The organism is Pradoshia sp. D12 (assembly GCF_008935075.1).
Classification (GTDB): domain Bacteria; phylum Bacillota; class Bacilli; order Bacillales; family Pradoshiaceae; genus Pradoshia.
The window spans coordinates 532351-557703 of the sequence record NZ_CP044545.1 but is presented as its reverse complement, the minus strand read 5'-3'; the positions used below and the strand labels follow the sequence as shown (position 1 = coordinate 557703).

The following is a 25353-nucleotide window of genomic DNA, read 5'->3' as shown; positions in this document are numbered from 1 at the left end:
AAATTATGATACAAATGGTAAAGTGGAATCGAACAGATGATTTGCTTAAGCCAATCGTTTCTCTGTATCAACAAATATGGAATATTAATACCGACTGTACAGAACGATTCATGCGGCACATGGACTACGCTGGTTTCAGAGGATTTGTATGCCTGGATGAAGAGGAAATGCCTGTTGGATTTGCCTATGGTTATGCTTCTCTATCAGGCCAATATTATCGCGAACTATTGACAAGCCATTTGAAACCTGACTTATCCAATGAATGGCTGGCAAATTGTTTTGAGTTCGTTGAATTATGTGTTCATCCATCCGTGCGCCAAAAAGGAATCGGATCACTATTACATGATTCCCTAATGAAAGACATACCTTTTGATACAACTATATTAACAACCCAACAATCCAATCTGGCTGCACGGAATCTATATGTTAGAAAAGGATGGATTGTCATTGATGATTCCTTCTTCCCTAATGAAAAGACAAAAGAACGGTATCTAATATTAGGTAAAAAGCTATCTTAGCTTGCATCAAAAAAAGGAGAGTAGCCTACTCGGCACTCTCCTTCCATCTTTATATTAACCTTGTATTTGATTAATTTTTGCAAGCGCCTGGTCAGTACTCCAGAATATATTGTCTTCTCCAACAACATCCAGAATACCACCTCTTTCAAATCTGCTAAGAACTCTCCGCTGTACTCCGCTAAAGATGATTTTTACACCTTCTTGTTTCTTTAATTCACAGAATTCCACCATAGCTTGTACTCCTGAACCGTCAATGGAGGATACTCCACGCATAGAAAGGATCATAACTCCTTGATTAATGTCTTCAAGGCGCTCAGTCAAAGAGCTCACCGTTGCAAAGAATATAGGACCGGTGAGATAAACTACCCGAATATCTTCGTATGTCTGATTTGATTTTATCCCTTTTCCTTCCAATTTTTCGATATCAACTTTACTGACATTCATTTCTACGTCGGCACTGTTAATAACAAACAATATGGCTGAAAGGACAATTCCTGCAACAATGGCAACCGTTAAATCAAACACAACAGTAGCTAGCAATGTTAGCAAAAATTTAAAGATAGCGCCTTTGAATTTGTGAGAAAAGATATAATGAATACTTTCCCATTCATTCATCCGCCATGCCGTCACAATCAAAATACCTGCTAATGCAGACATCGGTATACTCGACATAATTGGGCTGAGGAGAAACATTGACAAAAGCAAACCAATCGCATGGAAAATCCCCGTCAATCTTGTTACCATACCAGCTTTAATCGCTACACTCGTACGGGCAATCGCAGCAGTAGCCGGAACACCGCCAAAGAATGGGATAATCATGTTCCCAATTCCCTGTGCAACTAGTTCCCGATCCCCATTCATTTTTTCTCCAACCATGCGACCGGCAGATGCTCCGCATAATAAACTTTCAATCATTCCTAATGCCGCAATACTGATTGCCGGCCATATCAAGGCTTCTATTTTAGCGAGGGATAAATCACTAAATACCAGTCGATTTTCCGGAAAAAATGTTTTCGGTATATCTCCCACGACCGCAACCGGTAATTTTAAAACGGTATTAATAATTAAAACAATCAGTAAGGCTGCTAAGGATGACGGGATTATGGCGTTCCATTTTTTCGGCCATACAATCATCGTGACAACTGTTATAATACCAATTAATAATGTAGCAAAATCAGGATTAAAACCATTCTCTATATAAGACATGATTTGGGCAATTGGATTCTCTCCGCTCGATTCGACTCCAAAAAAGTTATCTACTTGTCCCATCGCTATAATGATAGCAATTCCTGATGTAAACCCCGTTATAACTGGCATCGGTATGATAGAAACGACACGGCCAAATTTCAGTAGACCGGCAATCACCAGTAGGATACCCGCCAGCAAACAGGCAATAAATACTCCATCAAGTCCATACTGGGCAACAACAGCAATCAATATAGCAGACATCGCTCCCGTTGGTCCTGATATTTGATAGGATGCGCCTGATAGCATACTGATAATTAATCCTGCAAGAATCGCTGTAATTAATCCAGCAGCCGCATCCGCCCCACTGCTCACCCCGAACGCTAGAGATAAAGGAAGTGCAACAGCGGTTACTGTAATACCAGCCATAATATCTTTGCGTAGCTTTTCAGAATTATAGCCGGCAAATTCATTATGCAAATCGTGAATATATTGTTTAAGCATGCTGATTCTTCTCTCCATAATAATATGATAATAATCGCAACCTTATTATTATACTGACCTCAGATAATGAATTCTATTAACAATCAATTCCAAATTCACCTAGTATAAAAGAAAATGGTATATATCGAATATTAACGTATATTTATTCCCCAAATTTAGAGAATACTATATCGTAACTTCTATACAGCACTCCATTTAGGATATATAAATAAATCCAAAAGTTTACAAAATAACCTATAATTAAACTGTAAAATATTGTAGAAATAATTTTTAATCCCATTAGAAAGAGTGAGTTACTCTGTATAAAAAAGTCTTCAAATGGCAAATTGGCCATCGTTTCTTCTGGAGTTTATTATCAATTGGATTTATCTGGATATATTTAAACTTAGGTTCACTGTTCTATGTTAAAAGTGAATTTTCTTCATCGAACAAAGTGCTGAAACAGCTGGATTCTATGAATCAACATGTCCTCGTACTCTATCAGTCTTTAATTGACCAAGAGACCGGACAGCGTGGGATGCATCTCAACTCCCTCTCCATCTCTCCTTTTTATCTATTTTAATGCAAAAAACACTTCATTTTTAGAATGATTTCTTAAATATGAAGTGCTAATCTTAAATCTTGGTTCTCCGATTCTCGGATATCCCAAATACTGTTTAACATGCTAGTCCCCCTATCTAAAAAAGCCCAAACTAAAAAGCATTTCTATCCTCTTCTACTAAAAAGATAGAAATGCTTAAAAAACGTTCCCTAAAACTTAGGTTTACTACTTTTCACACCTCCCTATCTCCACGTAGGTGTTGTAGTGTTAAAAAAGAATGGTAGGTCTCCTGACTTAGGATCTTCACTTTTTCCATATTCGTATAGATTAGTCAAATACCCGTTTTAGGAATCAACCTGATGATGCGGTCATCCTTGTCTGATGGATTCCCCCTGCCATCCCTATTATTCGTCATCATATATAAGGTTCCATCCGGCGCTTCGATGATATTCCTGATGCGCCCATACTGATCTTTAAAGAGCGATTCTATGCTTTTCACCTGTTTTCCGGATTCATCAAGCTCTACCTTAAGAACCTGCACGCCACGCAGATTGGCAATCAGCAATTGGTTTTTCCATTCACCCTTCGAGACAAATGTCATTCCCGACGGGGCCCATGTTTCAGTTGCGCTATGAGCAATCGGCGTTTCCATTCCCTCTTTTGCTTCATCCCCCTGAATTATTGGCCATCCATAGTTTTTCCCTGCTTCAATCAAATTAATTTCGTCATGTGCTGATTGACCATGTTCCGAACTGAATAAATCTCCTGTAACAAGATGCCAGGCAAGTCCCTGCGGATTGCGATGCCCGTAGCTATAGACAGGCGACCCCTCAATTGGATTATCATCCGGAATGGAACCATCAAGATGGATTCTAAAAATTTTACCGCCCATACTTGTCTTATCCTGGGCTAAGTCAGGTTCATACCGATCTCCTGCTGTAATATAAAGCATCCCGTCTGGTCCAATCATAATTCTCCCACCATTATGATTTGTATCTCCAACAATTCCATCAAGGATCACTTTATCAATCCTTGCTTGATTGTCACCTACTACAAGACGAAGAATACGATTTTTGATTTCACCATTATCTTCATAGGAGTGATACGTATACATAAAATGATTCGTTTGGAATTCAGGATCCAGTGCCAGTCCAAGTAATCCTCCCTCCCCTTCACTGATAAAAGGCGCTGGCAAAGACAGGAGAGGTTCTTCCCTTACTTTCCCATTACGGATTTCTCTTATTTGGCCAGGCCGTTCCGTAAAAAATATTCGTCCATCATCGGCTATAACCATTTCCCATGGTACATTGAGACCTTCAGCAACGACTTCTATCTCATATGGCTGCTTTTCATCTGTCTCAGTCTGTTTAACAACCGTGTCATTTTTCTCTTCCTTTGAACAACCAAGCAGAGCCATCATAATCAAAAAGGGGGGTAACAAGCGAAATATTTTTTTCATATTGGCCTCCTATTTATATGGGCTTTTTCAATGATTCTTCTAAAGAGGGCATACAAGGGGATTACTACTTCTCAGGGCGAGTAGGAGGATATCCCTGCGTATTTCGATATGCCTTCCGCTCGTCCGTAAAATCAGACCATACTAACACACAATTCAATTCATTGGCATGATAAACAATACAGCGGATTTGATCTTCCACACATGGATCGACACGGCATCCAACCAATTCTTCATAGCGGTCGAATAATTCTGCAGGATTTTCATTTCTAACGTCGTTTACAGAATAGAATCCCAGTACTTGTACCATCATTTTAGATGCACCCAGCCCGATTGAAGGGATTTGCTGAAAGTCTAACAGACCTTTTAACTCCTTAGCCCGATCTGCAGAACAATTCAGTATGGTTTTTAATTCCTCTGTTGTTTTCGTTGGTATTTGGTCTATTCGAACCCTGTTTTTACGAAGATTACTCCGTTCCGTCCCCGATAAAGGCAGTTTCATTTTTAGCCTCCTCTTATTCTTAGTTTTGTTAAATTTTATCATAATCCTTTCATACAGCTAAACGATATCGTCTAGAATACAAATACTATATAGAATCTCTTGAAATATTTAAGTAAATTATCCATAATAGAATAACTTGGGAGGAAATGAAAAAATGACTAATTCTGAAGCAAATATCACATTATTTCGTGCAGTCAATGACATTGGTAAAGAGTATCCGGACATCAATCCACTTTTTATTTTTTTTGCTGAATATACAGTATACTGCTTAATACTGGTTCTGTTGTTTTACTGGCTAACTCGTAATACTAGAAATAAATTAATGGTTGTCAGTGCTGTTATTGCTTTTTTTATCGCCGAAGTAACGGGCAAGTTAATTGGTATGATTTATTCACATCATCAGCCATTTGCCGTTTGGTCCGATGTAAACAAGTTAATTGAAAAAGAGGTTGGAAATTCTTTTCCGAGTGATCATACAATTGTATTCTTCTCAGTTTGTATAACCATTGCTCTCTTTCGTAAACGATTTTGGTATTTATGGACAGCACTTGCACTCCTTCTTTCTATTTCCCGAATCTATGTAGGAGTCCATTACCCCGTTGATATTTTAGTAGGTGCCCTTCTTGGAATAGGTGCGGCTTTGCTCGTTCACAAAATTATTCCTAAACAAAAATGGATTAGACAATCCATCGCTCTATACGAAAAGGGCGAAAGCTATCTGTTTAACCGAAATAAAAGTATTTAATCAACGTTCATTACAGCAATACAGCCGCCGACTAGATCGGTGGCTTTTTTATTTTTGCGTATCTTTTTAAAAGAAGCTATGTTAAGGTTTAATTGTCTGAAAATTACATTTATTAATTTTTAGGCACTATATTATCAAGGAGGTTAATTATATGAATATGGGACTATATCACAACTCAAAAAAAACCAAGGGGAATACAGCTACATAAAAGAGCGCTTCCCCAAATTAGAAAGGGGAAAATCAGTTGAATCAACTATTATTAATTATTGATGCACAACAGGAACTAATAGATGGGAATCAAGACATGAGGGCTGTTTTTAAAAAAGAACAGCTTATTCAAAATATTAATTTAGTAATTAAAAAGGCAAAAGAGGCAAATGCCACGATAGTTTGTGTAAGAGATCTTGATATAGCCGGAGGTAAAGGGAAAGGATTTCAAGTTCATGATGAAATTCATCTACCTGTGGAAACAAAATTCTTTGACAAAGCAGCAACGAATTCCTTTCACGGAACTGGACTATTAAATTATTTAAAATCTAATGAAATTAATCATATTGTTATAATGGGCTGCGAAACACAGCATTGTATTGATAGTGCAGTCAGAACCGCTACTATTAATGGCTTCGATGTCACTTTAGTTGGTGATGGACATTCCACAATCGGCAATGACATTTTAAGCCCGGAACAAATCATAAACCATCATAATAAAACACTTCATGGCCATTACAATATAGAACATTTTTCTATTGTAAGAAACGCGGAAGATCATTTATTTCATCCCAGCCATGATTCGTACCGATAAACAGCAACAGGATCCCAATTCTTAAACAAATTGGGATCCTGTTTGTTTTACTCAATGATTATCACTGGATTTCTTCCCTGCCGGTTTATCAAAAAGGGCTAAAATGAAGACGGTACTGATAATACAGATTGTACCAAGCCACTCGGCTATTCCAAACGTAACATGCAGCCAAAGTATGGATACAACCGCTGCAGCAACTGGTTCCACAGATGCCAGCACACTTACCTCTGTAGCTCGAATATATTTCATACTTTCCAAATAGCATATAAACGGAACAATCGTACCAAATATAATCACAAAAATAACAGCAAGTATTGCATAAAAGCTCCAATCTCCCTGAAACTCCCATGGAGGATTATAAAATGAAAAGCAAATTCCTCCTATTAGCATTGCCCAGCCTAAAACGAGAGTTGAACCCCATTTAGGAAGCAGCTTACGCGGAAGCAAAGTATAAAATGCCAGAGCGAATGCCGAACCAATTCCCCACATCAAAGCACTAACCGAAATGGATAAACTATGCATATTTCCTTTAGTTGCAATCAAAAATGTCCCTAATATGGCCAAACCTACAACAAGGATTTCTTTATTTGTAGGCAACCTTTTTGAAATTAAGGCAAAATAACAGGTAATGATAACGGGTGTTAAGTACTGTAAAACGGTGGCTGTAGCCGCATTGGAATAATTGATAGCCATAAAAAATGTGTATTGCACAGCCAATAAACCTAAAATGCTGAACAATAAAAGACTTATTGCGTCTTTCCTGTCCTTCCAAATAGCACCTATCCTACTCTTTACTTTTAAAGAGGCTAGAATCAAGAGAACCACCCCAGATACAAGCAAGCGAATACCCACAACCCATTCCGGGGTAAATCCGGCATAATGAAATAAATACTGCGCTACTGTTCCGCATACTCCCCATAATATACCGGCAGTTAATACCAGTAAAATTCCTTTAACTCTTGTATTTTTCAATAAAATCATGCTGTTCCCTCATATATTTCATAGTTTACAGTGCTATTATACTTTTATTTTCACAAAAAAGGGGAGGTTAAGCAGGAAGGTAAGAAAGTAATATTTGAATCATAAAATGCTCTGCTCAATAATAAGATATCCTTGTGTCAAAAAAATCTTTGAAAGCAGGGATGTTAACGTTAGCTTTACATGCAAGAAAATCCTCTATTCTGTTTGCCGTCGTAACAGCCGTTCTTCTACTCTTTTCAACTTTCTTCAGCCCAATGCATGCTGATGCAGCACAGTCTAAAAGTCAAAAGGCGGTTGCTTATTCAAAAAAAATAACGAACAGTCCATATAAATGGGGCGGAACAACACCAAAAGGGTCCGATGCCTCCGGTTTCACACAGTATGTATTCTCAAAAAGCGTTGCAAAAAAATTACCACGTACCAGTGCCGATCAATATAAAACAGGTACTTCCGTTGCCAAAAACAAATTAAAAGCCGGGGATCTAGTATTTTATAAAACGGACGGGAAAAAGGTATCATTTGTTGCCATTTATATCGGCAATAATAAATTCATTGGCGCTACATCAAAAGGAGTTAAAACACAAGATATGAATCTCGATTATTGGAAGAAACGTTATGTAGGAGCAAAACGAGTAGTTAATTAAAGAATTGGATTAGCGAAGTAAAAACTCTTTTTCTTTAGAGAAAAAGAGTTTTTACTTTTGATCAACCTCTATACACTTATAGACTGAACCACTCAGTACAATTTCACCCACATCAGCCAGGTGTTCTGTTTCATACGTTTTTATTTTTTATACACGAAAATGCCAGCACAACTGGAATTCTAAGCCTTCTTTTATATTCTTTCTCATCGGTAAAGTTATCACGCACAGGTGTACCTTCTCGCAAATCAACCACTGAAAATCCAGAACTGATAAGCGCTCTAAAATACTGTTCGACTGTTCGATGATATTTCACCACGATTTGTTCAATCCAAGGTTCTTTTCTTTCCCCCTCCAGGAAATAGTCATCCACAATCCAATTTTCACGTCTATCACCTTTTTTTTTACTATTAAAAGATGCGGTCGTAAGAGGATGCTGAACACTGAAAACAAACTTACCTTCCTCTTTTAAAGACAAATCGATATTTTGAAACAAAGCATCAATATCAGCTACATAATGGATTGCAAATCTGGAAGTTACAATGTCAAACTTTTCTTCTCCGTATGTATATGATTCCATCGTATGAAGATGCACGCTTCCATTCACTTGTGATAGGTTCCTCTTAGCTGCTTCCACCATTTGTTCAGAGCCTTCTATTCCACTGTAGGACGCTGCACCGCGTTCTACTAAATCTTTGCCGAAGGAAGCGTCACCGCAGCCCAAATCTAGTATATCTTTATTTTGAAAATCTTGTATTAGCTCATACATGATTGGAGTTTCAATAGCATTATTGGGACTATCTTTCCTACTTCTTCTTTTCATATAATCCAAAAAAAAATCTTCCTGATCATAAACACTAGGTCCCCTATATTCCATACATTTCCCCCTATGAAGTTCTTAACCTACCCTCTAATGGCATATTTATCTGCTTTCAATGAAGAGCTATGGAATATTAAAAGGAAGGCTACTCAACCTCCCCCTTCTTAGAAGATTGACCTCTAAAACTCCTATTTCAGCTTTAGTTACCTTCATAGTCCCTGCTTCGGGAGTGTGTAAACCTCGAACCTTAATTCACACCCGCTTCAAGTATGCTAAATGTTTTTCTTTCACAATCCAATTCAGCCATAGCCCCGAGAGGAATAATACTCATTGGAGCCGTATGTCCAAAACTCATATTATATAGAATCGGCAAATCCGTTAACTTTAGCTCATCCCGTACCACACTAAGGATTGCTTCCTTATACTCATCGTAATAACAATCATCATATGGCTTGGAAAATAATAAACCCTTAGCATTTTGCAGAATTCCCTGCGCCGCGTAATTTCGCAGCCATCCAAGAAACAGATCCGGACTCACTTTCACTTCTGATGTCTCAAAAAATATCAGTTTATCCTTCCATTCATCAATTGCAGGCCACACTACAGTCCCTTTAAGCATTTCCAGCACATCCATGCATCCTCCTAATAATTTCCCCTTATGTATTCCCTCTCCCTGTAATAACTCATAACCGCTATGCGGTGATGTTTTTCTTTTACGTGTCCAGTTTTGCTTTTCCCAAGGGATAAATTCACTTGTCCATTCAGATGGCGGTCCAACTTCGCCAATAGGTTCACCAGAAAATAAAACCCGTTTCACCCAATGATTCGTATAATCAAAAGCCTCTACATTCTCTGCAAATTCAGCCAGAATCGAAGGACCATAATAACTCATTACCCCTGCCTTATAACAAATAAAATGCGTGACGGTAGAGTCAGAATAGCCAAGGAAAATCTTTGGATTATTTTTGATTACCTCATAATCAATGTATGGCAGCATTCGAATGCTGTCATCTCCGCCAATACAAGAGAATATCCCCTTAATCGATGGATTTTGAAAGGCATCCATCAAATCGCGTGCCCGTTCTTCTGGATGATTATATACATACTCTGATCCCTTTAATGTATGAGGCAGCTCAATAACTTCTAAACCAAACTCCTCCAACCGTTTTTTCCCTATCTGATAACGCCAGCGAATATCTGGATCTCCTGCCCCACCCCAAGAAAAACTGGCAGTAGCTATCCTGTCACCGCTACTTAGTCGATCTGACTTCTTCAAATCCATCTCATCCACCACTTTCTCTAACATTTCTTTAGCTTAGTTGAATTATATTATAAAAAATCCCAAATATATAAATAATTGTTTATTTATTATATTTCTAATAGTAACCTTCCATTTTCCTATAAGCTTAAATGTAGGAATAAAGTGTGACGAACGTATTGAAACTCTGAAAAATTACAATAATTGTACAATATTAACTCTCAAAGACCTGAAACAGCATTATAGTAAATAGCTCCTTTAATCTTCCATCAAAATCGTAGAGTAAGTTCCCTTTTAACGCATACAAAATACCCCCATATGTACACAAACCCAACTTGTACATACGGGGGCTAAAACCCATAAAGTGTATAAATCAAGATTTCCCACAGCATTTCTTATACTTTTTCCCGCTTCCGCATGGGCATGAATCATTTCTGCCCACTTTTATGCTTCTGGAAGCCTGTGAATTTCCGGGTTGATAATGACCAGCCCACCAAGTGAACTCTTCATGAACATTTGTAATGGGCCGGCAATCATCTGCATATAACGGATCATAGTTCCTAAATTGCTCCTCCACATCATCGAGCGACATATCAAGGGCATTCACTTTCTTTTGGGCAAAAACCTCTGCGATATCATCATATAAATCTCGGAAATTTAATACCATACATGAATCAATTAGAATGGTATACATATAACCTGATTCATCTACCAAATCCCCCTGCAGTAGATCATGAAAGTAATATTCAACCATTTCCCTTGATATACGTTTTTGCAGGACAAGGGATGTAATTGCTTGAATTCCAGTAGCACGAATACACTCATCCAAAGATTGATCATCAATTAAATCAAATAATGCATCCAAATCCGGCATGGAAGGGATATTTCCATCCATAACTATTTCACCGGGATATGTATCAGCAAGTATACGGCCAGCCGTTGTAACCAGGTAATCATCATATAATTCCAATGCATTATCATCCGGTAATTTTAATGTTTGTAAAAATGGATAAAATGCTTCTCTGATGTTTAACTGTCCCAACAAAACAGCTGCATAAATATGGTCAATTCGATCAGGTTCACTAAGAAACAATTCTGGTTCCTTGCGAACCAAATCTAATATACTCAATAGTTCAGGAATAGCATCCTCACGAATCAATAGAAGATCAAGTTCCTCTTTCGGATAGGTGTCGTCTATATAGCGAATTTTTTTTACTAATTCCTTGGTCGAAATAGTTGGATCATCCATCTTATTTCACCCCCGTACCTTTCTTATATAATTAGTTTATCAAACTCTTTCTCGATTCTTCTACTCGCAAACCAATTTTATAATTGCTAAAATGAACAACAGTACAAACAATCTGCTATATTGTTATATCACTAGGGAGTTGTTTTGATGAACAGACATTGGTTAAAGGTTATTATAGGGGCCTTCTTTGAAATCATCTGGGTAAGCGGTCTTAAAAATGCAGACAGTATATGGATGTGGCTGATTACACTTGCTGCAATCTGTATCAGCTTTTATATGATGATTGATGCAAGCCGCTACCTGCCGGTTGGGACGGTATACGCTGTCTTTGTCGGATTGGGAACAGCTGGAACGGTTATTGCGGAGATTCTCTTCTTTGATGAACCGTTAAAAATAGAGAAAATAGCATTAATTCTTCTCTTATTAATAGGTGTGATTGGTTTAAAAATAGTGACTGATGAAGACACCTCCAAAAAGGAGGCTAACTAATAATGGCCTGGTTTGCACTGGTTATCGCTGGATTTTTAGAAATATTTGGGGTCGGCATGATTAATAGATTGAATAAAAATAGGGATCTCTTATCTCTGCTTCTTTTGATTGTCGGTTTTTCGGGGAGCTTTTTCTGTCTATCATTCGCAATGAAGACACTTCCCATGGGTACTGCCTATGCTGTATGGACTGGTATTGGTGCCAGTGGAGGAGCATTAATTGGCATGCTTTTATTTGGAGAAGCGAAAAGCTTAAAACGAATTATTTTCATATTACTCATTTTAATCTCTGCCATTGGTCTTAAATTTGTATCAAAATAGCCCATAACAAAATGACTCGCCCAAAAAGAGCCATGCTATGGCAAACTACTTGCTAACATGGCTCTTCTATTATTTATTCAACCATTCCATGATGATTTCTCTAAACCTTCCATAGCAGGAAGTACCCCTCAAGATAGAATCATGATTTAATGAAGCAATCATATTTTTAACTAAGTAATGTCGCGGCTCTTTATTATGCAATAGTTCATCTTGCAGGAATTCGATTATTTGTAGCTTTTCCGCACGAAACTCAGCATCAACAACCTCTTGTTCAAGGTAAGTCTTTAGTTGGTTAACGGATTGGATTAAATCGTAGCAAAAATCCCTGTTTCCTTTTGGACCCTCCGGAATAAACATAGTTAACACTTCCGGTTCTATTAAAACAACATCATTCTTACTTACATCATCAACAATCACCTTTATGCGATCTAAATAATAACGAATTGCTTTTTTCGCATCAAGATCTCCTTTTGCAATACTATAAAAATGCATGTGGTGTTGGACCATGGCGGATAGAATAATTGCACAATCTAACAAATACGGTTTCTTCTCCACCCCAAAAATATCGACAAGGCGTTTGTGAATCCAATTTAAATATAACCATCTCGTTTGTTTCAAATAATCTTTTAGTTCAATATCATTAGATACCATTACATCTTCAATAAGGGCAAATAATTGATTATGCGAATGTGATTTCCTTTGTACATAAAGTTGCTCTATAAAGATGTCTATATTACTGAGATCCCTCCCAATAATTAATTCATCTCGCTGTTGGTGATACTCTTCAAGGAAGGAATCGTATACAGCTTTGAAAAGTTCACTTTTAGAAGGAAAATAATTATAAAATGTTCCTCTGGAGATCCCGCTATCTTCAATAATTTCTTGAATAGACGTATTTCTATATCCCTTTCCAATGAAAAGTTTCTTTGCATGGCTGATAACTTGCTTTTTTCTTACGTTCATAACAACTCAATCCATTCCTATGACTTCAGTTATTTGAGTGTATATTAGCTTATTTTTAGGGTAAATACAAATTTATATATTCTAAATTATTTTAATTGCTAAACGAAAAGAAAGAGAGTAATATAATCAACATGAATTATGAGTCTAATAATTAAACATATAGTATAAATCAAAAGGAGAGAAGTACATGACAGCAACAGAAAGACAACAAATGCGTCCCAATTATGGGATTATAGCCATTCTTTTAGCCGGTGCATTTGTATCTATATTGAATTCAACATTATTGAATGTTGCCCTTCCGTCCATGATGGCGGATTTTAAAGTTGAGCCAACAACGATTCAGTGGCTCGCAACAGGTTATATGCTGATAAACGGAATTATCATTCCATCAACAGCGTTTTTAATTCAGAAGTTCTCGGTTAGACACTTATTTATAACCGCGATGATTCTATTTACAATCGGAACAATCTTTTCCGGATTTGCACCGAGCTTCGCATTATTATTGGTTGGAAGAATGATTCAAGCAGCAGGCTCTGCCATTATGATGCCCCTCTTAATGAATGTTCTTTTAACGAGCTTCCCAATTGAAAAACGTGGTGGTGCGATGGGGATTTTAGGGCTTGTTATGATTTTTGCCCCTGCAATTGGTCCTACATTATCAGGGTGGATTATTGAACATTATGAATGGAGATATCTGTTCTATATGATCATCCCGTTTGCCGTTATTGTTTTACTACTATCGATTTTTAAATTAAAAGATAAGAAAGAAAAAAGTAACGCTTCATTGGATGTATTATCCGTTATTTTTTCAAGTGTCGGATTCGGAGGGTTATTATATGGATTCAGCTCGGCGGGTAGTAAAGGCTGGGATGATGTTGAAGTATTCGGTACACTGATTGCAGGTGTAATTGGCTTGATTTTGTTGATTGTTCGCCAATTTCAACTGGAAAAGCCGATGCTCGATTTCCGTGTCTATAAATATCCAATGTTCTCCTTATCTTCAGCTATATCGATTGTTTTGAATATGGCGATGTTTTCAGCCATGATTTTAATGCCAATTTACCTGCAAAATATACGTGGTATATCCCCATTAGATTCTGGTTTATTAATGCTTCCAGGTGCAATCATTATGGGAATTATGTCACCAATTACAGGTAAATTATTTGATAAATTTGGCGGTCGGATTCTTGCCATAATCGGTTTAACCATCACAGTCGCTACAACTTATTTCTTCAGTCAATTAACAACTGAAACTACTTATGGAACATTAATTGTGATGTACTCTGTTCGTATGTTCGGTATGTCAATGGTCATGATGCCGATTATGACCAACGGGATGAATTCATTGCCTGCCCGATTAAATCCACATGGTACAGCTATGAACAGTACACTTAATCAAGTATCCGGTGCAATTGGTTCCGCCTTACTTGTTTCCGTTATGACATCACGTACGAAAATACATGCGGAAGAATTGGCAGAAAAAGCAATGAGTAAGCTTACCGGTCAACCAAGTCCAGAAGAAATAGCTCAATTGGAGGCACAAATCTATACTCAAGCAACAGTAGATGGGATTAACGATGCATTCTTTATAGCGACATTTATTGCTGTATTGGCTCTTATCCTTGCCTTCTTTGTTAAACGACCAAAGAGAGCAGACGAACAAATCAACTTACAAAAAACACAAGACCTCTCCCAGTAACAGGAGAGGTTTTTCTTATTATTCCCAAGTCCATTCTTCTATATTGTTTAACAAAGATAGAGGCTGTTCATTTGATTGAAATGCCAGCTCCCCTAAATTTAATCCTTTCTTTGTATAGTATAAATGATCTGGATGGACCAACCATATCCATGGTAAATCCTTCGCGGTCTGCCTCAGAATTGATTGCCATATTTTAAAATCACCGCTAGCGAGCACTCCCTCAACCAACTGATTCACTTCAGCAGATATATGTAAATTCACCTTAGAATTATCTTTATGGAACCTATGATACAAATCAATCGGACTATGATTACCTACACGCATAATTAACGGATTATTAAACTTATTTGAATTGATTTCCTTCTCATTCTGACCAACCACTTCTACTGAGATTCCAATTTCAGCTAATTGTTGCATAAGTAATGTCCCCATGGACTGCGCTATGGGGTCAGACTCCAAAAATAAAAGCTTAAACTTCGCTTCTATTCCCTGTTTTTCCAATACACCATCCTCATCATTATCAATCCATCCCGCAATTTGCAAAATTTCTTTAGCTTTGTCGATATTATTATATTTAACCTCTGTATCTTTGTGGCCCCATGGAAGCCGCTCAGCATCATGATAGGCTGCTTCTCCATATCCATATAGAACTTCATTTATGAGGTAATCACGATTAACTGTTAAATTAATTGCCTGGCGGATGGGCCATTCACTCGTTACCTCGTTTCCAGTTTCTTTGGCAGAGACATCCGATTTCGTTGGGGCAGCAGTAAAGGAGATTCCATACTGATCACTACCTTTAAAAGCATTGATATCCATTCCATCTATTACGCCGACATTTGCAAATGCGGGAGATGTTTGAGCGACATCTACCAGATCCTTTTGCGCCGCTGCATAGGCTTCTTCCTCATTCATGAAAAGAATGATAATCCTTTTAAAGATAGGCTTTTTCCCATAATATTGCTCATTTCTGACAAAAACCGCCTGCTCTCCTGCATTCCAATCCTCCAGAATATAAGGACCTGAACCAATAGGATTCAATGTGAATAATTCATCATAATGATTCTCAGGGACTATTCCAAGCTGAGCAGCTGTATAACTAAAGGTTGACAAGGGTTTCTCCAATCGGAAATGGATAGTGTATTGATCTATCACCTTGACTTCTTTTAACAAAGATAAATCCTGCCATCCATTGTACTTAGCAGTATTAAAGGTAAAAGCTACATCACTCGCTTTCACTTGTTCCCCATTCGAAAAATATGCATCATCCCTAATTTTAAATTCCCAGGTCATTTTATCTTCACTGACCTGATATTCATCAGCTAAATCATATGTAATTCCCATATCCTTATCAAAGGATAATAAAGTACTTTGAATTAAAGGAGAACCGTTTGCCTGTGTATACAGAAAAGGGTCAAATCCTTTAATCGCATTCGGAGACAGCGCAACCGTTAATTCTTCCTGAATGGCTTCAGCTGTACCTATCCCTGCTCCCATATTAAAATATCCGGTAATCAAAATTATGATGATGATCCTTTTTATGATTTTCTCCATCTTAATCCCCCGTTAGATAACGGCATTACTTAAATAGATACCAAGTAGCCACAATAATAATATGTATTATGTACATACACCCCTAGTTAATTCTATTTATCCAAAAGAAAAGAAACAGGCTTTGAAACCTGCCTCTCCTCTAAATTCCTTTTATTTACCCCCTTAGAATCCAAATCAGTATAACTAATGAAATATACCTGATTATCTAACTAATATGAGTAGTCTAAGAAGTGCCAGGTATGTTTTGGATTCTATCGTCTTTATCTTCTTTTTGATTCTCGGAGCTCTCCTCCGAATGGTTCGGAACTACATTTTCACTTTCAGAACGACCTTCTGAATCATTCGGAGTCTTATTTTAATTATCTTTTGTTTGTTCTATATTGTTGCTTTTGGAATCAATTATCCCAGCTAAGCTTTTTTTAAATAAATACGTGCTTCATAGGCATTTAATTTTGTGCTTGTCGTTTCATTATAGTTAGAAATCAGAATAGATGTCCCCTCCAAATCCATTTCATTGTTCAGCTCAATTTGTGTAGGCTTTGATTGAACATTAGAGACAATGTAAATCGTCTCATCAGCGTAGCTTCTTTTGTATCCATAAAGATGAGGGTGTCCTTTAAATAATTCCTGATAATCCCCATATACGAAAACCTTGTGCTTTTTTCTTAATTCAATAAGCTTTTGATAAAAATAAAAGATTGATTCTGAATTACACAATTCATTGTTCACATTGATTAATTTATAGTTTGGATTAACTCGAATCCACGGTGTACCTGTTGTAAATCCCGCATGTTCTTCATTGGTCCATTGCATCGGTGTACGGCTATTGTCTCTGCTTAATGGCTGCAAATCTCTAAGAACCGTATTCGGGTCCCATCCCTTTGACACCAACTCAGCATACTGATTTTTCATCGCAATATCGTTATATTCGTCAATAGAAGAAAGGCGAATCCCTGTCATTCCTATTTCCTCTCCTTGATAAATATAAGGCATACCCGGCAAAGAATGCAGCAACGCAGCAAATAGTTTGGCTGATTGAACACGATACTCTTTATCATTACCATATCTGGTTACCACTCTTGTATGATCATGATTATTAATAAATTGTGAGTTCCAGCCTTTCTCTTTCAATCCTTCATACCAGCGCGCCTGAATCTCTTTAAATTTCTTTAAGTCCCAGGTTGGCATTTCATCACAAACTTCAAAATGAAACAAGGTATTCAGTTCATGGCGGTTTTTATCCACATATAATAACCCTTGCTCCGGCGTCACGAAGGCTACCTCCCCTACGGTTAACACATCATAATGACGGAATACCTGTTCATTCATCTCCTGCAAATAATCATGAACTTTGGGATGGTTGGCCAAATAACGAATATCATCCGGATCGTCTGCATCCGGAAAATCCTCCGGCTTCGCAAGCAGGGCAATTGCATCTAGCCTAAATCCATTAATCCCTTTCTTTAACCAAAAATTTAGAATTCGATATATTTCTTTACGGACTTCTTCATTCTCCCAATTCAAATCGGGCTGTTCAGCTGCGAATGAATGAAAATAATACTGACCAGTCCGTTGATCATATTCCCATGCTGACGGGGAAAAGTAAGAACGCCAATTATTGGGAGGGTTCACTTGGTCTCCATCTCTCCAAATATACCAATCTCTTTTTGGATTATCTTTGCTGGATCTGGATTCTTTAAACCAATCATGCTCATTTGAAGTATGATTTATGACTAAATCCATAATAATTTTTAGATCTCGTTTTTGTGCTTCCCTCATTAATTCCTCAAAATCCTCCATACTGCCCGCTTTCGGCATAATGGAATAATAATCGGAAATATCATATCCATTATCTTTATCAGGAGAAAGATAAAAAGGATTGAGCCAGATTACATCTGCACCCAACTCTTTTATATAATCAAGCTTCCTCGTTACCCCTCTTAAGTCTCCATATCCATCCCCATCACTATCATAAAAGCTTCTCCAATAAACCTGGTACACGACACTTTCTTTCCACCATTGTTTATCCATCTCTCCCACCTCATAAAATGAATTATGTGAAGCTTATCTTTCTATTATTTTTCATTAGTTAAAGTAGAACTTTTTCTCTACCATTTAAGAGCATACATCTCATGCTTCTTCTTGTTCCTCAGCAATTTAAATAAGAAAAGTTGAGCTTGTATGCCCTTTCATTTTTATTTTTAGGATATCGCAATATTTAATATAGAAGTTCTATTTGAAGTAAGCCTGCTTTCTAAATCCTTTTAATATTCGCAGTGCGTCCTTTAACAACACGTATTCTTCCAGGGAATTAGAAAGCTGAAGTCTGTCATATAATTGACCAGCCTGCTCATTTACACAATCCCCTTCTAAAGCCAGAATCGAATCGATCTTTACTAATATTTCTCTCATCAGATGGACATCTACATCCTCCCTTTGCATCCGCAAGAACATATCATAAATGGCATGATTCAAACGGCGCTGAGATGATAGAAAGTTTTCCATTTCTTCAAGCTGCAGCATTTGATTATTTAAAAGAATTCTTTCCTCCATTAAAGCGGAAACAGCAAATAAATGATTGATTGTATGCGCATTATTTCTTTGGTTTAAATAAGCGGACACTTCACGCTGTAATTCCTTGGATACTTGTTTGTAGCTTTTCATCAAATCTCTTGTACCCTTTTCCAGCGTATGTGGAAGTAATAAACGATTTGCAAGCATACCAATACCTATCCCTATCAGTACAAGCATAACTCTTCTCACTGACAGGAGCGTCGGGTCGCCCGTGAGAGCAGCTGTTCCAAGAGCAGATATCGTGACAGTCAATACGACATTTCTATACTTCACCGCATAGCCATTCAAATACCCAACCAGCAAGACCAGGAAGGAGCGTATAGTCGTTTCATGAAAAATACTAAATAATAGTACAAAGATAGCCGCTCCCATTAAAGTGCCGATCACGCGTTCCTTGAAGCGATATTTAGCTGTCTCATAATAAGGTTGCGTCACAGAAAATATAGTAAATAAAATCCAGCGTCCTTCATTGATGTTAAAATAATCAACGATTAAAGCAACAGCTGCAATAGTGATACCCAATCGCAGTGCATATGTGAAACGAGCTGAATGTCGATTAATGTCCTTTAAAAATTGATAGGTATTCCGGTAGCCTCTAGGAATCTCTACCACACTCTCAACCTTGTTCAGTTCAGATGATTCACTGGTATGAAGGTACCTCAATAATTCACGCAATAATTTCAACGTACTAATCATTTCGACTATGTATGCGGATTCATGTTTGTTAAGCGCTATGTTTAGATTATTCAATGAATCATCAGATAAGCTTGACCCTTTATTGGCGTAATCCCTCATCTGTCTCAATTCAAAATTCAGAGCATCCAAGACATCCTCTGGGTAGTCACTTGCAGCTTTGCGGTTTAACATCAAATGCAGTTTTTCAAGACAGACCGAAATCTTCAAACGAACTCTGCCTTCGTGAGTCAGATAATAACCCTTGACACTCCGAAAATAAATCACCTTCCTGAACTCGTTGATATCAGACAGAATGATGGAATCCAACTCTTGATCAGGCTGGTTATCTCGAATACGATTTAACTTTTCTTGCAAATGGCTACATACCTGCAAGAAATAATGATTGCCCCTTTTAGATAATTTCCTTCTATTAAATACCCATTGTACCATCATGATAATCAAAGCCCCTGCAACCAGAGACATTAGTCTCAATGGGAATTCCTCCAACGGAACTGGATCGGTCAAAATGAATAAATATTGCAAACCAACCGCAATTTGGATAGGTCCTTTTATGTTAGATGTGAAAAAGTATCCTACAATAAACATAGCGATAAAGTTTACTAAAATTCCTACCCAGGGATTGATCAAGGCCAGTTGACCAAATATTCCTTGGGACAAATTGACTGCCAAAATCAGCATGAAACTCTTCCATGGGGATACAGTAAAATCCCTCTCTAAATACATGAGCAGAGCAACCACAGTCGTGACCCCAATCAAAACATTATGCTGCCCAAACACAGCCTCAAAGCCTGTCACAAAAAGGATAACAAAGATAAATATCAATGTTTTTGATATGATCAGCTGCTTCATAGCTTCCCTTCCTTACCTATAAATTGCTATACCAGAATATTAAATCACAGTATAACATACTATGCTGCCAGGAAAAAAACACAGGAAAAGGCTTTCTAGCTTGGAACATTCATTAATGCTAATAAAAAAATGTCCCAAAAGATAAGTTTTCACTTCCTTTTGGGACAGTCTATATAAAATCTATATTTATAGTACTCTCTTATTTGCCTATAAACATTTGTGTCCAGTAGTTGCCGTTCTCCACATAACCAATTCCGATATGTGTATAGCTGGAGCTTAAGATATTTTTTCTATGACCGTCACTATTCATCCACGCATTTACTACTTCTTCTGGCGTGCGTTGACCCATAGCAATATTTTCAGCTGCCGCTCTATAAGAAATGCCAAATTGTTTCATCATATCAAATGGAGATCCGTAAGTTGGGCTTGTATGACTGAAATAGTTATTCTTCTGCATATCCTCTGATTTGATACGCGCTACTTTACTTAGCTCTGTATCTAGTGTTAAAGGTTTTAAGCCTTGTTTTTCACGTTCCGCGTTAGTAAGTTCTAGTACTTCCTGCTCATATGCACTTACTTCATAATCGTTTGATTCTGTATCATTGGAATCAGAATTATCTTCTTCCACAGTTGGAGCATCCGTACTTGGTTTATTTTGTTCCACGGCATTGTTTGAACCAGAATCCGTATCCTGACTTGGTTTATCAATAGTTGGAAGTTGAACAGATCCCCATGGGAATTTAATAATGCCTCCGCTGATCATCACTTTATATGAAGTTGTTGTATTCGGTTTAGAAGATACACTGGCTGCCTCCGCTCCTGTTATAGCTGTAATGGAAAGCGCTGCGGCTGCTGCAATTGTAACGATAAGTTTATGTTTCATTGGTAAATCTCCTCCTGTCATGATGTTTGTTTAATCGACAAAGACATCGTAACATGAGTTTTTTGTAACATTTGAACCATAAACTACCAGACAGCTCGAGATAGGATAATAGACATCCTTCTCATATAGCGCACACCTAACTTAATATATTGATATATCAACAGTCCTGCTTAAATCTCTCTTTTTTCCATATTCCGGATATCAAGTCCCTCTTTTTGTAAAATCCCCACTTTTATCCTATAAAATAATTATTGACAGGTATTTAATAATCGAGGATTCTTTACTGATACTACAGGTATGTTACAAGCATTGCAGTTATTTTTAAATAATGTTGAGTATACCCGTATTGCAGGCATGGTATGGGGAATTTAAATATATGAGGTTTCCTATACAGTGCTTTTATAAAACAGATGGAGAAAACAAATTGTTTTCTCCATCTCTGTTATTCTGACTTATTCGTTGAATATAGCAGGGGAATTTCTATATAGCAGACATCTAGTAAGCGACACCATAAACTTTACAATCAAATCCTTAAAGGTTAACTAACTACTTTAAAGAATAGTGACAGTTACTTAAATATACAGGAGACTGTCGCAGAATATCCCTTTATCATAGTCAATAGAAAAGGAGCAGGTTATTACCTGCCCCTACCATACACATTCATTTGTGACCTCTTTATTTCCATTCGACAACTTTGTCTACTGCAAGACGCATAGTCGGGAATCCATTATCAGCCGCCTTACCCATGGTCATAATCATGACCGGAGCATGTCGTTCTTGATCCAATCCAAACACATCATTAATACGGGTTTTATCGAATCCCGCAATAGGATTGGTATCATATCCGTGAGCACGAGCCACAAGCATCAATTGCATAGCTACATGGCCGCAGTCGGTCATGACGATATCTCTGCGATCCTGTTCAGTTAGTGAAGCAATCCATCCTAAAACACCTTCAAGCTGGCGTTCTTTATATTCAGCAGGCATATACCCAAGCTCTACATTTGCGCTATAAATCTCATCAGCTTTTAATGTATTGTGCAAGTCGCCAAAAATTGCAATCGTCACCGCTGATGTATCAATTTTTTTATGATTGGTCGGTGAGGCAATATCCATCAATTTTGCTTTTGCCTCATCGCTTTCTATAACAAGAAAAAATCAAGGCTGTAGATTCGTTGAAGATGGTGCGCTGGTTGCTTCACTGAATATTGCTGTCATCTCTTTATGACTGATTTTAACCATAGGATCGTAACTTTTTATGGAACGGCGTCCCATTAAGATTTTTCTGAAATCATTAGTTGGGATAACATGAGAACTATTGGACATGTTTATTCTCCTTTATGATTAGATTGGACTGGACGGTATTACATCAGGTCTTGATTAAAAAATTTATTCAGTTTCCGAATCACTATTAATATATAACTCTATTCTCGATTGCTTGATAGGCCTTGAATAATCCCTTACATTCTTCATGATCAACTCGCTGTAAATCATATGAACGCTTCCCATCAATCATTTTATAAAAGACATCATCTCTAAACCCTATTTTATCTGTATCCAATCGATCACATCCATAATAAACAGTCGTGATACCTGCCCAAAGGATGGCCCCTAAGCACATAGGACAAGGCTCAGCCGTTGTATAAAGCTCTGCTCCGGATAGGTCATAATGATTTTCATGAAGGCATGCTTCCTTAATCGCAACTATTTCTCCATGCATGGTTGGATCAAGCTCCTTAACCACCATATTATGGCCCTTTCCAATGATTTTACCATCCTTGACAATGACAGCTCCGAAAGGTCCGCCATGCCCTTGTTTAATTCCTTCATACGCTTCTTCAACAGCGGCTTTCATAAATGGATTCATACGCCTTAATACCCCCGATATTTGATTTATCAATAGGATGCTGTATCTTCGGTGTAGACTCATAATTCAAATCTATTGTATTACTTGACGGTTAGTCAATATTCCCGTTAGACCTTACTCATAATCATCAATTGCTTTATCACGCCATTTTTGTTCAGATGGATAAAACATTTCTAAATAACGATTTTTAATCTTTTCCTCAGTCCATTTACTATCTGATCCTTGCACGTATAATCAGTTCTCATCAACTGGCAACCATTCATTATCAAACGCAGGGATGGCACTCACGTCATTCATCAAAGATTTGAAAATGAATTGCATCAGCGTGAATTAATCGGGAAATAAAAAACAAAAGTATTCCAAATGATTAATTAATTGGAATGCTCTTTTTTATGGATTTATTCTATACTAATAAGTAATGGTGAATTCAATAAAAAACTTGAGGTGACCTTTTTGGAGAAACAAAAATACAGGGACCTTAAATTAGGTGAACGCGGAGCAATCCTAAGCATTGCTGCATACGTATTTCTTTCCATATTAAAGCTGATTGTTGGATATATAAGTGAGTCTGAAGCATTACGTGCAGATGGGCTGAACAATATAACTGACATCATTGCCTCAGTAGCTGTATTAATTGGTTTAAAAGTTTCCCAGCGGCCTCCCGATAGCGATCATGCATATGGGCACTGGAAAAGTGAGTCGATTGCCTCTCTCCTATCTTCTTTTATCATGATGACAGTAGGTATCCAAGTTCTAACGGATGGATTCCAATCCATTTTAAGCAGGGAAAAAAATATACCTGATATAACGGCAGCATACACGGCGATTTTTTCCGCCCTCGTCATGTACTTCGTCTATCGCTATAATATAAAGCTAGCAAAAAGAATCAACAGCCATTCCGTTAAAGCTGCTGCCAAAGACAATATTTCTGATGCGTATGTCAGTATTGGAGCAGCAATTGGCATATTCGGCTCCCAGCTAAATATGCCTTTCCTCGATACAATTACTGCCATACTCGTAGGGTTATTGATTTGCAAAACAGCCTGGGATATTTTTAGAGAAGCATCCCATTACTTATCAGATGGCTTTGATGAGTCTAAGATTAAAATCTATCAAAATTCCATTGACCAAATAGAAGGGGTTAAAGGAATTAAAAAAATTATGGGACGAAATTACGGAAATAATGAAGTCATTGATATCATTATTTTGGTAGACAACACGTTAAATATTAAAGAAGCCCATGATATTGCTACTCTTGTAGAAAAGGATTTAATGAAGGATCATGGAGTCTATCGTGTCCATGTTCATGTGGAACCATATGAAGAAAAAACAGAAAAAAGGCCAAGCCCAAATTAATGATAGGTATCCGGCTGTTTGCCCTAAAGAGCTACAAATTGGTTGTTTATATTACTGAATCTACCACTACTCCATAAACCTTCTGATATTTTATACGAAAAAAGGCATTCCAATGGGAACGCCTTTTTCAATTTAATAAGCTAGCCGGTAGATCAGTATTCTCTCAAACGGATTCGTTTCATTTAGAACAATCTCTTTGTGTAGTTCAAACACAGATTGATTTTCAAGAAAATATATATAATCCTCAGATGGATAATATAATATTAGGTGTACCTCGCGATATGTTTCTTCAACGGACAACAGAATGTTCGTTAGAACCTGGCGGAATATTTGTATCGTAAAAGGATTAAAGAAATAAAACCTATTATAAGTTGGTTGAATTTGAAACTCCTCTGCCAGACAACAGTGAAATTGAATTCGGTCTTTCCCCTTGTAATTATAGTTCTTGAGATTTTCCTCAGCTTCATTAATAAATTGTTCATTCATTTCTACCCCACTTACAAATGCCCCTGTTTTGTAATGAAGAAAAAAATTTAGTCTCCCCTTTCCGCATCCAAAATCGACCATATGATCATCACTATTAAGGTCATACTCATCCAATAACTTTTCTAAAACCCAATACGGAGTCGGCTCATATCGGTGATAATGCATAGAATTATAAAATCCAGTTTGATTACCGACTGTTTTTATATGTAATAAATCATCATAATCTTTTTCGTTCATTGTATAACTCCGTTTCACTTATCTAGATTATTCATAAGTTTAAGCCTTTTTGATACTGATCGAAAGCCTTTTTCTATATAATAGGCGTTTTCAGATTTCACATCCTAGTATTCACATAAAAATGCTACTTTAAAGCGACAATTTTACAATAAATTCTAAGAATATAATTAATTGTTAA

Annotated in this window: 22 protein-coding genes and 1 pseudogene; 8 read left to right on the top strand and 15 right to left on the bottom strand. The window is 37.2% G+C overall.

Annotation, left to right across the window (positions count from 1 at the left end; translation table 11 throughout):
* Positions 1–5: 5 nt before the first annotated feature.
* Entirely contained in the window at positions 6–518 is a 513-nt protein-coding gene (locus F7984_RS02730; RefSeq protein WP_139892691.1) for a GNAT family N-acetyltransferase, read from the top strand.
* A 54-nt stretch (positions 519–572) separates the two neighbouring features.
* Here the strand turns inward: F7984_RS02730 and F7984_RS02725 are convergent, their stop codons facing one another.
* From F7984_RS02725 to F7984_RS02715, 3 genes are all read right to left on the bottom strand, one after another.
* Positions 573–2207, bottom strand: a complete 1635-nt coding sequence (locus F7984_RS02725) for a SulP family inorganic anion transporter (protein WP_066108084.1) — start codon at positions 2205–2207, stop codon at positions 573–575.
* An 872-nt stretch (positions 2208–3079) separates the two neighbouring features.
* A complete protein-coding gene (locus tag F7984_RS02720) occupies positions 3080–4207 on the bottom strand; it encodes a PQQ-dependent sugar dehydrogenase (protein WP_140462179.1) in 1128 nt (375 codons plus the stop codon).
* 64 nt (positions 4208–4271) lie between these two features.
* Positions 4272–4706 (bottom strand): helix-hairpin-helix domain-containing protein, encoded by a 435-nt coding sequence (locus F7984_RS02715; RefSeq protein WP_181162048.1) that lies wholly within the window; start codon positions 4704–4706, stop codon positions 4272–4274.
* 154 nt (positions 4707–4860) lie between these two features.
* Here F7984_RS02715 and F7984_RS02710 point away from each other — a divergent pair, with 154 nt between their 5' ends.
* On the top strand, positions 4861–5451 hold the full coding sequence (locus F7984_RS02710) for an undecaprenyl-diphosphatase (protein WP_140462177.1): 591 nt from the start codon (positions 4861–4863) through the stop codon (positions 5449–5451).
* A gap of 244 nt (positions 5452–5695) precedes the next feature.
* Positions 5696–6253: an isochorismatase family protein gene (locus tag F7984_RS02705; protein WP_066108091.1), complete on the top strand. Its 558-nt coding sequence runs from the start codon at positions 5696–5698 to the stop codon at positions 6251–6253.
* A 51-nt stretch (positions 6254–6304) separates the two neighbouring features.
* On the opposite strand, the gene F7984_RS02700 is transcribed toward F7984_RS02705, so the two are convergent.
* Positions 6305–7234, bottom strand: coding sequence for an EamA family transporter (locus tag F7984_RS02700; protein ID WP_066108095.1), 930 nt, complete (start codon positions 7232–7234; stop codon positions 6305–6307).
* 161 nt (positions 7235–7395) lie between these two features.
* On the opposite strand from F7984_RS02700, the gene F7984_RS02695 reads away from it, so the two are divergent.
* Entirely contained in the window at positions 7396–7878 is a 483-nt protein-coding gene (locus F7984_RS02695) for a C40 family peptidase (protein WP_066108561.1), read from the top strand.
* 130 nt (positions 7879–8008) lie between these two features.
* Here the strand turns inward: F7984_RS02695 and F7984_RS02690 are convergent, their stop codons facing one another.
* From F7984_RS02690 to F7984_RS02680, 3 genes are all read right to left on the bottom strand, one after another.
* Positions 8009–8752 carry a class I SAM-dependent methyltransferase gene (locus tag F7984_RS02690; protein ID WP_140462176.1) on the bottom strand — a complete coding sequence of 248 codons (744 nt, stop codon included), beginning with the start codon at positions 8750–8752 and terminating at the stop codon, positions 8009–8011.
* Between the two features lie 190 nt (positions 8753–8942).
* Positions 8943–10001, bottom strand: a complete 1059-nt coding sequence (locus F7984_RS02685; protein WP_225983647.1) for a S66 family peptidase — start codon at positions 9999–10001, stop codon at positions 8943–8945.
* Positions 10002–10326: 325 nt separating this feature from the next.
* Entirely contained in the window at positions 10327–11202 is an 876-nt protein-coding gene (locus F7984_RS02680; protein ID WP_140462175.1) for a DUF1186 domain-containing protein, read from the bottom strand.
* Between the two features lie 147 nt (positions 11203–11349).
* On the opposite strand from F7984_RS02680, the gene F7984_RS02675 reads away from it, so the two are divergent.
* On the top strand, positions 11350–11691 hold the full coding sequence (locus F7984_RS02675; protein WP_066108103.1) for a DMT family transporter: 342 nt from the start codon (positions 11350–11352) through the stop codon (positions 11689–11691).
* Between the two features lie 2 nt (positions 11692–11693).
* Entirely contained in the window at positions 11694–12011 is a 318-nt protein-coding gene (locus tag F7984_RS02670) for a DMT family transporter (protein WP_066108107.1), read from the top strand.
* A gap of 69 nt (positions 12012–12080) precedes the next feature.
* On the opposite strand, the gene F7984_RS02665 is transcribed toward F7984_RS02670, so the two are convergent.
* The gene (locus F7984_RS02665) at positions 12081–12974 is read right to left on the bottom strand and encodes a TetR/AcrR family transcriptional regulator (RefSeq protein ID WP_140462174.1); all 894 of its coding nucleotides are present in this window, start codon (positions 12972–12974) and stop codon (positions 12081–12083) included.
* Positions 12975–13161: 187 nt separating this feature from the next.
* Between F7984_RS02665 and F7984_RS02660 the strand changes: the two genes are divergently transcribed.
* On the top strand, positions 13162–14673 hold the full coding sequence (locus F7984_RS02660) for a DHA2 family efflux MFS transporter permease subunit (RefSeq protein WP_066108113.1): 1512 nt from the start codon (positions 13162–13164) through the stop codon (positions 14671–14673).
* An 18-nt stretch (positions 14674–14691) separates the two neighbouring features.
* On the opposite strand, the gene F7984_RS02655 is transcribed toward F7984_RS02660, so the two are convergent.
* The 6 genes and pseudogenes from F7984_RS02655 to F7984_RS02630 form a co-directional block, all read right to left on the bottom strand.
* Entirely contained in the window at positions 14692–16227 is a 1536-nt protein-coding gene (locus tag F7984_RS02655) for an ABC transporter substrate-binding protein (protein ID WP_140462173.1), read from the bottom strand.
* 408 nt (positions 16228–16635) lie between these two features.
* A complete protein-coding gene (locus tag F7984_RS02650; protein ID WP_140462172.1) occupies positions 16636–18258 on the bottom strand; it encodes a glycoside hydrolase family 13 protein in 1623 nt (540 codons plus the stop codon).
* 201 nt (positions 18259–18459) lie between these two features.
* Complete coding sequence (locus F7984_RS02645; protein ID WP_140462171.1) at positions 18460–20346, bottom strand: FUSC family protein; 1887 nt, start codon at positions 20344–20346, stop codon at positions 18460–18462.
* A 199-nt stretch (positions 20347–20545) separates the two neighbouring features.
* Entirely contained in the window at positions 20546–21229 is a 684-nt protein-coding gene (locus tag F7984_RS02640; RefSeq protein ID WP_066108126.1) for a CAP domain-containing protein, read from the bottom strand.
* Positions 21230–21904: 675 nt separating this feature from the next.
* Positions 21905–22555: pseudogene (locus tag F7984_RS02635) on the bottom strand (nitroreductase family protein).
* Between the two features lie 85 nt (positions 22556–22640).
* Complete coding sequence (locus tag F7984_RS02630) at positions 22641–23096, bottom strand: nucleoside deaminase (protein ID WP_066108129.1); 456 nt, start codon at positions 23094–23096, stop codon at positions 22641–22643.
* 453 nt (positions 23097–23549) lie between these two features.
* Between F7984_RS02630 and F7984_RS02625 the strand changes: the two genes are divergently transcribed.
* Positions 23550–24452 carry a cation diffusion facilitator family transporter gene (locus F7984_RS02625; protein ID WP_066108132.1) on the top strand — a complete coding sequence of 301 codons (903 nt, stop codon included), beginning with the start codon at positions 23550–23552 and terminating at the stop codon, positions 24450–24452.
* A 132-nt stretch (positions 24453–24584) separates the two neighbouring features.
* Here F7984_RS02625 and F7984_RS02620 read toward each other — a convergent pair whose 3' ends face one another.
* Entirely contained in the window at positions 24585–25175 is a 591-nt protein-coding gene (locus tag F7984_RS02620; RefSeq protein WP_140462170.1) for a methyltransferase domain-containing protein, read from the bottom strand.
* Positions 25176–25353 lie beyond the last annotated feature (178 nt).

Bases quoted from the DNA above. Each gene is read 5' to 3' on its own strand.
- F7984_RS02655 (WP_140462173.1), bottom strand. From the start codon at position 16,227: ATGGAGAAAATCATAAAAAGGATCATCATCATAATTTTGATTACCGGA.
- F7984_RS02680 (WP_140462175.1), bottom strand. From the start codon at position 11,202: ATGGATGATCCAACTATTTCGACCAAGGAATTAGTAAAAAAAATTCGC.
- F7984_RS02710 (WP_140462177.1), top strand. From the start codon at position 4,861: ATGACTAATTCTGAAGCAAATATCACATTATTTCGTGCAGTCAATGAC.
- F7984_RS02645 (WP_140462171.1), bottom strand. From the start codon at position 20,346: ATGAAGCAGCTGATCATATCAAAAACATTGATATTTATCTTTGTTATC.
- F7984_RS02695 (WP_066108561.1), top strand. From the start codon at position 7,396: ATGTTAACGTTAGCTTTACATGCAAGAAAATCCTCTATTCTGTTTGCC.
- F7984_RS02690 (WP_140462176.1), bottom strand. From the start codon at position 8,752: ATGGAATATAGGGGACCTAGTGTTTATGATCAGGAAGATTTTTTTTTG.
- F7984_RS02640 (WP_066108126.1), bottom strand. From the start codon at position 21,229: ATGAAACATAAACTTATCGTTACAATTGCAGCAGCCGCAGCGCTTTCC.
- F7984_RS02725 (WP_066108084.1), bottom strand. From the start codon at position 2,207: ATGCTTAAACAATATATTCACGATTTGCATAATGAATTTGCCGGCTAT.
- F7984_RS02670 (WP_066108107.1), top strand. From the start codon at position 11,694: ATGGCCTGGTTTGCACTGGTTATCGCTGGATTTTTAGAAATATTTGGG.
- F7984_RS02720 (WP_140462179.1), bottom strand. From the start codon at position 4,207: ATGAAAAAAATATTTCGCTTGTTACCCCCCTTTTTGATTATGATGGCT.
- F7984_RS02675 (WP_066108103.1), top strand. From the start codon at position 11,350: ATGAACAGACATTGGTTAAAGGTTATTATAGGGGCCTTCTTTGAAATC.
- F7984_RS02685 (WP_225983647.1), bottom strand. From the start codon at position 10,001: ATGTTAGAGAAAGTGGTGGATGAGATGGATTTGAAGAAGTCAGATCGA.
- F7984_RS02665 (WP_140462174.1), bottom strand. From the start codon at position 12,974: ATGAACGTAAGAAAAAAGCAAGTTATCAGCCATGCAAAGAAACTTTTC.
- F7984_RS02650 (WP_140462172.1), bottom strand. From the start codon at position 18,258: ATGGATAAACAATGGTGGAAAGAAAGTGTCGTGTACCAGGTTTATTGG.
- F7984_RS02630 (WP_066108129.1), bottom strand. From the start codon at position 23,096: ATGAATCCATTTATGAAAGCCGCTGTTGAAGAAGCGTATGAAGGAATT.
- F7984_RS02715 (WP_181162048.1), bottom strand. From the start codon at position 4,706: ATGAAACTGCCTTTATCGGGGACGGAACGGAGTAATCTTCGTAAAAAC.
- F7984_RS02730 (WP_139892691.1), top strand. From the start codon at position 6: ATGATACAAATGGTAAAGTGGAATCGAACAGATGATTTGCTTAAGCCA.
- F7984_RS02660 (WP_066108113.1), top strand. From the start codon at position 13,162: ATGACAGCAACAGAAAGACAACAAATGCGTCCCAATTATGGGATTATA.
- F7984_RS02620 (WP_140462170.1), bottom strand. From the start codon at position 25,175: ATGAACGAAAAAGATTATGATGATTTATTACATATAAAAACAGTCGGT.
- F7984_RS02700 (WP_066108095.1), bottom strand. From the start codon at position 7,234: ATGATTTTATTGAAAAATACAAGAGTTAAAGGAATTTTACTGGTATTA.